This window comes from Aliirhizobium sp. YIM B11859, from assembly GCF_057163345.1.
Map to the genome: position 1 here is coordinate 1 of NZ_JBXHAY010000030.1, position 10,215 is coordinate 10,215.

General features: G+C 56.3%; 8 protein-coding genes and 1 pseudogene. 5 read left to right on the forward strand and 4 right to left on the reverse strand.

The annotated features are described in order from the left end of the window. Nucleotides 1-79: 79 nt before the first annotated feature. Complete coding sequence (locus AC2GXZ_RS32230; protein ID WP_483763338.1) at nt 80-640, reverse strand: PAS domain-containing protein; 561 nt, start codon at nt 638-640, stop codon at nt 80-82. On the opposite strand from AC2GXZ_RS32230, the pseudogene AC2GXZ_RS32235 reads away from it, so the two are divergent. Both AC2GXZ_RS32235 and AC2GXZ_RS32240 read left to right on the forward strand, forming a co-directional pair. Next, nucleotides 576-1,112, forward strand: a pseudogene (locus AC2GXZ_RS32235) (transglutaminase-like domain-containing protein); the annotation flags it as partial. The gene AC2GXZ_RS32230 and the pseudogene AC2GXZ_RS32235 overlap by 65 nt on opposite strands. Nucleotides 1,113-1,188: 76 nt before the next feature. Beyond that, nucleotides 1,189-2,010, forward strand: coding sequence for a transglutaminase-like domain-containing protein (locus AC2GXZ_RS32240; RefSeq protein ID WP_483763331.1), 822 nt, complete (start codon nt 1,189-1,191; stop codon nt 2,008-2,010). A gap of 186 nt (nt 2,011-2,196) precedes the next feature. On the opposite strand, the gene htpG is transcribed toward AC2GXZ_RS32240, so the two are convergent. Further along, nucleotides 2,197-4,083 carry a molecular chaperone HtpG gene (gene htpG, locus AC2GXZ_RS32245; protein ID WP_483763332.1) on the reverse strand — a complete coding sequence of 629 codons (1,887 nt, stop codon included), beginning with the start codon at nt 4,081-4,083 and terminating at the stop codon, nt 2,197-2,199. 691 nt (nt 4,084-4,774) lie between these two features. Continuing rightward, on the reverse strand, nt 4,775-4,963 hold the full coding sequence (locus tag AC2GXZ_RS32250; RefSeq protein ID WP_483763333.1) for a hypothetical protein: 189 nt from the start codon (nt 4,961-4,963) through the stop codon (nt 4,775-4,777). A 1,110-nt stretch (nt 4,964-6,073) separates the two neighbouring features. Between AC2GXZ_RS32250 and AC2GXZ_RS32255 the strand changes: the two genes are divergently transcribed. The 3 genes from AC2GXZ_RS32255 (at nt 6,074) to AC2GXZ_RS32265 (ending at nt 8,270) form a co-directional block, all read left to right on the forward strand. Further along, complete coding sequence (locus AC2GXZ_RS32255; protein ID WP_483763334.1) at nt 6,074-6,331, forward strand: PilZ domain-containing protein; 258 nt, start codon at nt 6,074-6,076, stop codon at nt 6,329-6,331. Nucleotides 6,332-6,408: 77 nt separating this feature from the next. Next, nucleotides 6,409-6,870 carry a GNAT family N-acetyltransferase gene (locus AC2GXZ_RS32260; protein WP_483763335.1) on the forward strand — a complete coding sequence of 154 codons (462 nt, stop codon included), beginning with the start codon at nt 6,409-6,411 and terminating at the stop codon, nt 6,868-6,870. A 392-nt stretch (nt 6,871-7,262) separates the two neighbouring features. After that, nucleotides 7,263-8,270 carry a sensor histidine kinase gene (locus AC2GXZ_RS32265; protein WP_483763336.1) on the forward strand — a complete coding sequence of 336 codons (1,008 nt, stop codon included), beginning with the start codon at nt 7,263-7,265 and terminating at the stop codon, nt 8,268-8,270. Nucleotides 8,271-9,009: 739 nt separating this feature from the next. Here the strand turns inward: AC2GXZ_RS32265 and AC2GXZ_RS32270 are convergent. After that, the coding region (locus AC2GXZ_RS32270; RefSeq protein WP_483763337.1) for a putative bifunctional diguanylate cyclase/phosphodiesterase at nt 9,010-10,215 on the reverse strand (1,206 nt) is incomplete at its 5' end.

The following is a 10,215-nucleotide window of genomic DNA, read 5'->3' on the forward strand; positions in this document are numbered from 1 at the left end:
GCCAGCGTCGTAGTAGCGATCCGCATTCGGCAATCAAGGCAGCACGCGTTGCTCGCATCCTGGCCAAGCTCGTCGAGGTTCAGGCTGACTCTGTCAGGCCTAAAGAGCGAAGTGCGGACGATAAATAGCGTGCGGTCAATTCGCGGCCCTCTTTCCGCGCAATGGATAGGGCTGCCTGGCAATGGACCTCCATAGGGCTCATTCCCATCGCCAGGGCGGCATGCGACGCCATCATCACGGTACCTGTATAAACCGAAGGGATACCGTCTGAATCCTTGAGACAACGTCCGAAGGCCACGACCTGAATTCTCGTTCCATTCCGGCTAACGACGGAATACTGCAACGTCCCGGCTGAGCCCGAAACGATACCGTAATGCACTCTTTCTGCGACCCGCCCACGATCCTCGATCGCTATCCGATCAAGAATGGCCTCGACAGCGAGGCCTATCGCGAGTTCTTCGTTTGAAAACCCATAAATTTCGCCAAAGACCTCGTCTCCGAAGAGCAGATCATCCTGCACATTCCAGGTGAAAAAGCCCATGTTGAGTGATGGGTCAGCAATATCTGCGCGTAAGGATGAGGTCATTGAGGCGTCTCCGATTTTTACAACTAAACCGAGAAAACGAACGTTAGGTTTCATTAAAATCTTCACAACTTTGTTAGCTATAAGGCTCAATCGACACGCGAGGAGTTTCGTCTACGCTCGACGATATGAACACGGCACGCAAACGCCGACAGAAACCCTGCAGCTTCGGCGGGGAACGTGCCGTGACTTTGCGCTGCTGATGATGGAGGCAGCCCGGTCGCTCGGCCTCGCTGCCCATTTTGTCACAGGCTATATCTACGTCCCCGATCGAGACGGCTCGACGACGCTCGGCGGCGGTTCGACTCATGCCTGGTGTCAGATCTATCTGCCCGGAGCGGGATGGGCCGAGTTCGATCCGACCAATGGCATCGTCGGCAACCGCGACCTGATCCGTGTCGGGGTAGCGCGCGACCCGAGACAAGCCGTTCCGCTCTGGGGCAGCTATGACGGAACCGCATCTGATTTTGCCGGCATGACCGTCCAGGTCAACGTCACCACGCATGACCGCGCCAGCGCAGCTAGCTAGTGGAACGCCTTGCCTGTCCAGGCGTTTGCAGCACGAACGCGGTGCGGCCGCACGCAACTTCTCAAAGGACTTGCCAATGAAGATACGCGCGGGTTTCCACCTGGGATATGAGTGTCAGCAGCCGACCCCGATGCTGATGGTTCTCAACATTCACCCGTCCCGCCGCGCGGATCTTTTGACGGAGCAGGTTCTTGATTTTGATCGGCCGATCGAAGCTTGGGGTTATATCGATGGGTTTGGCAATTCCTGCAGCCGTATTGTCGCGCCGGCGGGTCTGACGACTATCTCGACCGAATTCGAAATCTATGACGGCGGCCTGACCGATCCGGTCCCGGGCAACGCCATGCAACACGACATCAAGGATCTACCCGACGACGTGCTGGTCTATATGCTCGGCAGCCGCTACTGCGATACGGATCATCTGGCCGACTTCGCCTGGAAGCAGTTTTCCGCCACGCCTCTCGGATGGCCAAGGGTGCAATCGATCCTTGATTTCACTCACAACCACATCACCTTCGATTACAAGAATGCGGATTCTTCCAGAACCGCGTCCGGAGGCTACAACGACCGCGTTGGCGTGTGCCGCGATTTTGCGCATCTCGCCATCACGCCATGCCGCTGCATAAACATTCCAGCACGCTACTGTACCGGCTATCTTGGCGACATCGGTGTTCCGAGGAATCCACATCCGATGGATTTCAGTGCTTGGTTCGAAGTTTATCTTGGAGGACATTGGCATACGGTCGATGCCCGGCACAATGAGCCGCGCATCGGCCGAATTCTAATGGCAACGGGGCGCGACGCTACCGACGTAGCTCTTACAACCGCATTCGGGCCGGCGAAGCTGACCCGCTTCGAAGTGGTGACGGAAGAAATCGCGGCTGCCGGTCAAGCATAGGAACCTATTCAACACGTCGGGCATGTTCGATGGTAATCTTGACAGGACCGGCCTCAGTTTCTCCAAACGGTGGGGCGCGCCCAACGCGCGTGATACAGGCTCGGCGTGGGGGTGACCGATATCGAACGCCCCCTCACCGCGGATGGAGCCTCGCGGTGCGGAGTGATCGGCATTTCTCCCTGAGCTCTAGCCCCGCAATGCCCGCTCGAATAGTCTCGCCTGCCGGCTGGCAAACGCACGGGGATCGGTTGGCCTGTCACCATCGAGAATTCTGGCTTCGTCGAGCAGGAGCCATGCAGCATCCTCCCGAAACGCGTCTTCGGAGACCGACGCAATAGTCTGAACCAGCCTGCTCTGGGCGTTGATCTCCAGAATTGGTTTGGATGCGGTCTGCAGACGCCCTGCCCCCTGTAGGATCTTCTCGAGCTGTCGGTCTGGGCCTTGGTCGGACGCCACAAGGCATACAGCGCTTTCCGTCAGTCGACCGGAAACGCGTACATCCGCAACTTCTTCGGTAAGTAGCCCGCGCGCGAAGTCGATGAATGCGGTCACATCCGGCGATGTCGCCGGCTTGTCCTCGGCGGCGCCGTCGCCTCCCGATATCGCGTCGAGATCGGATTGACCCTGCGTTACCGATTTGAAAGACTTGCCTTCAAAAGCGGGCGCATTCGTTGGCCAGAAGCTGTCGACCGAATCCGTCAGCAGCAGAACCTCGATACCCTTGGCGCGGAAGCCTTCCAGATGCGGAGATGCGTTCAACTGGTCGAGGCTGGAGCCGCTGATGTAATAGATGGCCGACTGGCCATCCTTCATGTCCGAGACATAGTCTGCCAGGCTCCGTGTCACCTCTCCCGAAGCGGTTGTCCGAAACCGCGCCAGCTTCAGCAACTGCTCGCGGCGCTCGTAATCCTCGTAGATGCCTTCCTTGACGATTGCGCCGAACAGGTCCCAGAATTTCGTGAACGTTTCGACTTCGCCTTCGGCCATATTCTCCAGTGTCGAGAGTATGCGGCTGGTCAAGCCTTTGCGGATTGCGGCCAGAACCGGGCTTTCCTGGATCATTTCGCGCGATATGTTGAGCGGCAGATCGGACGTATCGACGATACCGCGCACGAAGCGGAGATAGCGCGGCAGCAATTCCGCTTCATCGGTGATGAAGACGCGCTTCACATAGAGCTTCATCCGTCCATGGCGTTCGGCATCGAAGAGATCGAAGGGTTGAGAGCCCGGCACGAAGGCCAGGGCGGTATATTCATGGCGGCCTTCGGCACGGAAATGCACATTGGTCAGCGGCTCGTCATACTGGCCGGAAACGCTGCGATAGAAATCGTCGTAGTCCTGCTTCGAGATCTCGCTTTTCGGCTTGGTCCAGAGTGCTGCGCCATCCGTCACCTGGACCGGCTCGGCGCCCGATTTTTCGATCAGCCTGATCGGTACGGGAACATGGCCGGACTGGTCGCGAATGATTTTCTCAACGGTCCATCTGCTGGTGTATTTTTTGGCATCCTCCATGAGATGAAGGACGACACGGGTCCCTCTCGTGGGCGCATCCGCCAGATCGACAGCAACCACTTCATAGGTGCCCTTGCCATCAGAGGACCATTTCCACGCGGCCTCGCTTCCGGCTCGGCGGGAGATGACGTCGACTTTGTCGGCGACCATAAAGGAGGAGTAGAAGCCGACACCGAACTTGCCGATCAATTCCGCCTTCTCGCCGCCCTTGGCCGCCTCTAACCGCTCCATGAAGGCCCGCGTACCCGATCTGGCAATGGTGCCCAGCGCATCGATCATCTCCTCACGGCTCATGCCAATCCCGTTGTCTTCGACGACGAGCGTGAGCGCCTCTTCGTCAAGGCTCACCAGGATCTGGGCTTCACCTCCATCCGCTGAAAGCTGCGGCTGCGATATAGCCTCGAACCGGAGCTTTTCGCAGGCGTCGGCCGCGTTCGAAATCAGTTCGCGAAGAAAGACGTCTTTGTCCGAATAAACTGAATGCACCATCATGTGCAAAAGCCGGCTGACATCGGCCTCGAATATGTGCTGTTCCGGCTGCTGTTCTGTTGTCGTTGTCATCGATCATCCCCATTGCGCAGAAATCGGGCGTCAGATGGATTTTTCGAGGCGAGATTTCAAGATGGTGACAATAGCTGTTTGCGAGATGCGGGATCTTGGGCGAAAAGACCTTGCATGTCGCTCAGATGTGGACGAAATAATGAGGCTATAACCACAGTTCATACGCACGCACATACATATACTCCCTAATATCGAACGCTCAACTTTTTCGCAGGGAAATAGTCTGTCGATGGCAGCACAGTAAAAGTTGATATTTTGCGCCTTTCCATCGAGCTCGGGTGGCGACTTGAGGTGACCAGTACCGATGATCAAGTGACGGAATGGAGTGATACTTTCCCAACTGATGGGGAAGCTTGGGACGAATTCGTCTATGTCGTGAAAACCGAGGGCATCACAATTTTTGACTGACATTGTCGCGGTATAATAAGGTTCCCGGAAAGTTGCGTCAGGCATCGCCGGATGTGGAACGCTCGCAAGCTTTTGGTCCTTAGGCATCGTTGAAGCGGTCAAGCATCTTTTTCAGCTGCGCATTTTGAGATCGTAGCTTCTCGCACAACTGACGGCGCAGTTTTTGGATCTCGCCATCTTGCTCAACCTTTGCAGTTTGTTGGCGCGCGATGTTTACCAGCCTCGGCGCCAGTCTTCTGGCAGAGCCGAGGTAAAGTCGTCACGGCTTGAAGCGCTGCCGCACTCAGCTCACGCCGAGACGCTTACGAAGGTCTGCGTTCTCAGTGCGAAGCTTATCGGCGAGCTGCTTGCGCAGCTTCTGGTTTTCTTCCTCCAGCTGAAGCAAATCCGCCATTTCGTCGGATGCTGTCGCAGGTGCGGCGATCGCATCCGGGAAAGCGGCTGACGAGCGCGACTTGCGGGTCTGTTTCACTGGCTTTGCGTCTGCTACGGTCGGCTTCACTTTTCTTGCGCGTCTTGCCTTAGCTCGCTTCGATGGGACCGCAGGCGCCGCTGGATCAGCGGTTATCTCATCTGTTTCAGTAGTGGCTGCGGACTTCAAGCCACGGGTGGGACGCATAAGTTTCCGGTATCCCGGTGGACTGTGTCAATGACGCATTCCGCTCGGCATTCGCAGTGGTCGTTGAGAGGGCGTCGGCGCCTCTGTCTAGGGCCTTGGCGGACAGAGCTGCGTCCTCCGCCACCGAAGCCGAGACAGCCTTGAGATCAATGCTTCCCCATATCGTACTGGGAGCTGCAACCGGTGAGCGGCGGCGAGATTTGAATTCGACAACGAAATTGCGTTGTGGTGTTTTCATGATGAACCTGATTGTTGCAGGAGGTCGAAGCTGGATGCTGAGTAGGCGGCTGCCTCCTCCCAATCAGTTTCGTCGTGACCTCGCGAATGGGAACGCCTCGGTTTTTGACCTATAAAACCGGGATAAGCAATGATTTTGGCGGCTAAACAGTTTTGCGGGAAGAGCGGTGGGATAAGCAATGTCGAGAAGAGAGCATTCCGTCGATAGTTCCAAAATGCTGAGTACCGACAAGTGGCTCGGCTATGGCCCCTTGGTGACCGACGATCAGCCTGCCGATTCTGCGGAAGTGTCCATTGGTGACTATGCCAATGGCTGCAAGCGGCAACCGGTCCCCTTACTGGAAGAATCAAGATCAAGCCGCTTTGTCGGCGGCAGGGAGCCGGTGCTCACTCCGATGTCGATCTCATCGAAATCGCATCACGCTTCATCCGCGCCAAACCGACCCTTGCGTTCGTCGAGATGGAAGACGTAAACGGTGGCACAATTCTCGCCAATCACGGTGAACGACCTGCCGGTAGGGAAACATCGTGACCTGGGAGCGGGCCTTGGTTTACAAAGAACGGACCACCGGAAAGGTGAGCCGAGTTGGTGCTTTGTCTGGATAGGAAGGCTTCCCTTGACCGGACGAAGGATGGGAAGCGGTACGCGTATGTCCAACGCGCTGTCCGGCGTACTTTCATCGATAGAGGTAATTTAAACCCACGCTTCATTCCAGAGGCTCAACCATGAACGAACTTCGTAACTCCCCACGAACGCGCGCCTTGAAAGGCGCACGGATCGTCTACGACAACGGCTCTGTGACCCGCGACTGCATTGTCCGCAACATATCGGCTGGGGGCGCAAAGATCGTCATGGAAACGACGATAGGCATCCCCGATGCATTTCTTCTGCTCTTCGAAGACGGCGCGCGCCGTCCCTGCAGCGTCCGTTGGCGCAAAATTGCCGAACTCGGTATTCGATTTGACGATGCGACCGGATCATAGTGGCCCACACGAGGGTGGCTTCCTATGTTTTCTATCGATTGCTCCTCGGAGCCACATACAAAAAAGGAGCTGCCCCGATGTTGATCCGATCCGCTGATTTAGCAGATGCTGAGCAATACGCTTCAATTTTGCGTAGGTCGATCCAGGAATTGTGCGTCCTCGATCATGGTGGGGAGGAGCAGCCGCTCAAGCAATGGCTCAGTAACAAGGCCCCGGAAATCATCCGGTCCTGGATTGAAGATGCAGACCAATGCATCATCATCGCGGAGGAAGATGACTTAATCCTTGGTGTTGGTGGCGCGTCCCATGCCGGTGAAATCACTTTGACCTATGTTGCGCCGGAGGCCCGCTTCAAGGGTGTAAGCAAGGCGATCCTTGCCGCACTTGAAGCCCATCTCCGCGATCTTGGATGGGCCGAAAGCACGCTGACCAGTACCCGGGCAGCCCATTCCTTCTACTTGTCAGCCGGATATGAAGATGCTGGTGAGCCTCAGTTCTGGGGCAAAGTGCTTGGCCAGCCCATGAAGAAAACGCTGTGATGGCTATGCCGCTTGACGGCCAAGACCCTTATCGCAGCTTGCATCCTGACTACTCAGTTTATGGCTTGTTGTCGATCCACATAAGGGTGTTGGAAATTTTCTACCGCAGCAGACCAGGTCGTCGTATTGCTCTTGAAGCTACGTGAACGGCGAACCCATAGATTGAGCGCGACAACAAGATAAGTGGTTAGGGAGTTTCTAGATCTCACAACTTTGTAAGTTTCGCTTTTGCTGTATGCGGCAGTTCCAACCCGCCATCATTCCAAAAAATCCCGGAAGCTTGAAACGAACGCGTGCCTCGCTAGTTTTACGCCTGGTCAAGTTTACTTACCTATCTGACACTTGATCCGATTGCTTTGAGCCCTATGTTTTGACGTGACGCGGGAATGCACATGTTCGAGCAGAAGACCAATAGACGGCGCCGCAAAAATCATAGCGAAGCCCGTCTGGCAGCCATCGTCGACAGTTCGTTCGACGCCATCATTAGCAAAGACTTATCCGGAACGATCGTCAGCTGGAACAGGGCCGCCGAAAGGCTCTTCGGTTTTACTGCCGAAGAAGCAATCGGCCGCTCGATCTACATCCTGATACCCAACGATCGGCATGATGAGGAAGTCGAAATCATCCGCCGCATCAAGCTCGGGGAACAGATCGAAACCTTTGAGACGCTGCGCAGGACGTCCTCTGGAGAACTCGTCCCGGTGTCGATCACCGTCTCCCCCATCAAAGACAAACGGGGGCGCATTATTGGCGCCTCGAAAATCGCCCGCGATATTTCCGAGAGCAAGGAAAACGAGCGACGCCTGAAACTGCTCATGCGGGAAATCAATTACCGGGTGAAGAACCAGTATGCGGTCATCCTTTCGGTCATCGCCCAGACCGCCGCACGCGAACAGGATATCAAATCGTTCGAACGTCGAGTGCGTGAACGCATCATGGCGCTCTCGCATTCTCAGGATCTGCTGTCCTCGGTCGATTGGGCCGGCGTAGACCTAAAAGCGCTGATCGCACATCAAATCCGACCGTTCGATCAGACTGGTGTACTTTCATCCTCAGGTCCCGACGTTTTACTCGATGCGAATGCGGTTCTCAATATTGGCATGGCCTTGCATGAACTGGTCATCAACCGAATGCAGTTCTCAGAAACGCAGCAATCCGATGTGGATCTGTCATGGGCAGTCACGAATGAGCCTGAAGGGTGCCAGTTCGAATTGGTTTGGCGCGAGACAGGGGTTACCGAGCCAGATCTGCTGGCCCGTGGCAACGGGTTTGGCTCCCTCGTACTGAAACGCATCGTCGCCGCAGCGCTCGGCGGCGAGAGCACATGGAGCGCGGCTGATGACGCTATCATCTGGACGCTAAAAGCTCCCCTGCCCCGCATCCAGATACGAGCGGGGTGATGGTCTCTCGTCAAGGCTCTCGAAGAGGAGGTTGGCGGCGATCATCCGCAAGGTCGACCGTTCGCGTTGGCCTTTGTGGAGCTGTCTGATCAGGATCGTTGCCAGGGCCACAGCATCTGCACTCGATTTCGATATCTGGAAGTCTTCGCAACTTTCGTGGAAAATTTCTCGGATCAAGCGAAGGTCTTGGGGCTGAACTGATAACCTGGACATTTCCAGCGCCGGCACGCCGGTAGTTGAGGCCACGTGGGCCGAGAGCGGAGGGCCAAAGGTCATCGCGCCGAGCAGAAAAGGCTTTGGATCGAAGCTGATCAGCGCCAGCCTCGCAAGTTTTGGGGAACTCACCGTCGATTATCTGGAAACAGGATTGGTCGTCAAACTAAGAGCGCCGCTGGAGAAATTGCAGCGACAGCTTCACGAGCCGGAGTAGTTTTCCCGCCCGGGAAAACATTTCCAGGCAGCGGTACATCCCCTGTAAATTCAGGACGAATTAAATTGAGTATGGTTTGCACCGGTCAGCGGTAAGAAATTCGCGAACCGTTTGCCAAGTCAGCGATTATGGTCTCGCAGTTGCGAAAGGGTATCTCATGTCGGAATACAGGAAACAGTTTGCTAAGCTGTCGCAAAGCGAAATGGTTCGCTGCGCTGTCCAAGCCATGCCAGGGAACAACCCGCCCGCGACAGATGATCGGTTTTCCCACCTTCTCAATCAGCTGCAACAGGCCGAGCGGAAGGCGGATTAGGGTTTGAGAAACGACGCTTCGAACTCCGCCGCACGGACGGGTTTCCCGAATAGATAGCCTTGAACCTCGTCGCAGTTTTCCTGCTTGAGGAAATCGTACTGTTCCTCCGTCTCCACCCCTTCTGCGATGACCTGCATACCGAAACTACGGCCCAGATAAATGATCGCCTTGACCACTGCCGCGTCCTCTGGATCGGCTGTGACGTTGCGGATGTACGACCGATCGATTTTCAGGCGCGTCACCGGGTAGCGTTTCAGCAGGCTGAGCGACGCGTAGCCAGTGCCGTAATCGTCGAATGCCAGGCCCACTCCGATTTGGCGAAGAGCCTGAAGCAACTGCAACGTAGCGTCATCATTGCGCAGCAAGATGTTCTCAAAGATTTCAAGTTCTAACGCGACCGCTGGAAGGCCCGTCTCGGTGAGCACCTCCTCCACGACAAATGGCAGTCGGCCATCGCGGAACTCCGCCTGAAACAGGTTGACCCCCATTCGCAAGCCCGGCGCCAAAGCCTGCCATGCCGCCGCCTGTTGGCAAGCTGTACGTAATATCCATGCCCCGATCTCGGGCGCCGATGGCTTTTCACTAAGCACGTCGATGAAAGACGCCGGCGTCAGGAGACCCTTGGTTGGATGGTTCCAGCGGATTAGAGCCTCTGCACCCACCGCTTTGCCGGTGGCAGTCGCCACCTGCGGCTGATAGAACAACTCGAACTGGCCTTCATTAAATGCCAGCTTCAGCTCGGCTTCGAACTCCCTTCTCGCCACCGCGACCTGTCGCAGCGCTGGCGAGAACACCTCATAACGCCCTTTGCCCGCGGCCTTCGCCTTGTACAGGGCAAGATCAGCCGCGCCCAACACCGCATCGCTTTTGCTGCCATGCAGCGGCCCGAAGGCCACACCGATACTGACGCCGATTTCGATCCGCTCGCCGGCGAAGATAAATGACTCCTGGATGCGATCGACGAGCGATGACGCGATGTATCGGATCGACAACGTGTTTACGCCGGGCAAGAGCGCGACGAACTCGTCACCACCGAGCCGCGCGATCATGATAGCTTGCGGGCATTCCGCCTTGAGCCGTTCGGCAACCTCTCGCAAGACGGCGTCGCCGGCTGAGTGACCAAGGGTATCATTGACCTCCTTGAAGCGGTCGAGATCGAACAGCAGGATGGTCGCGAGCTTACCTGCAGCAAATGTCTCGTC

Excerpts from the sequence above, each read along its gene's own strand:
- AC2GXZ_RS32265 (WP_483763336.1), top strand. The coding sequence starts at position 7,263 with ATGTTCGAGCAGAAGACCAATAGACGGCGCCGCAAAAATCATAGCGAA.
- htpG (WP_483763332.1), bottom strand. The coding sequence starts at position 4,083 with ATGACAACGACAACAGAACAGCAGCCGGAACAGCACATATTCGAGGCC.
- AC2GXZ_RS32240 (WP_483763331.1), top strand. The coding sequence starts at position 1,189 with ATGAAGATACGCGCGGGTTTCCACCTGGGATATGAGTGTCAGCAGCCG.
- AC2GXZ_RS32230 (WP_483763338.1), bottom strand. The coding sequence starts at position 640 with ATGAAACCTAACGTTCGTTTTCTCGGTTTAGTTGTAAAAATCGGAGAC.
- AC2GXZ_RS32255 (WP_483763334.1), top strand. The coding sequence starts at position 6,074 with ATGAACGAACTTCGTAACTCCCCACGAACGCGCGCCTTGAAAGGCGCA.
- AC2GXZ_RS32260 (WP_483763335.1), top strand. The coding sequence starts at position 6,409 with ATGTTGATCCGATCCGCTGATTTAGCAGATGCTGAGCAATACGCTTCA.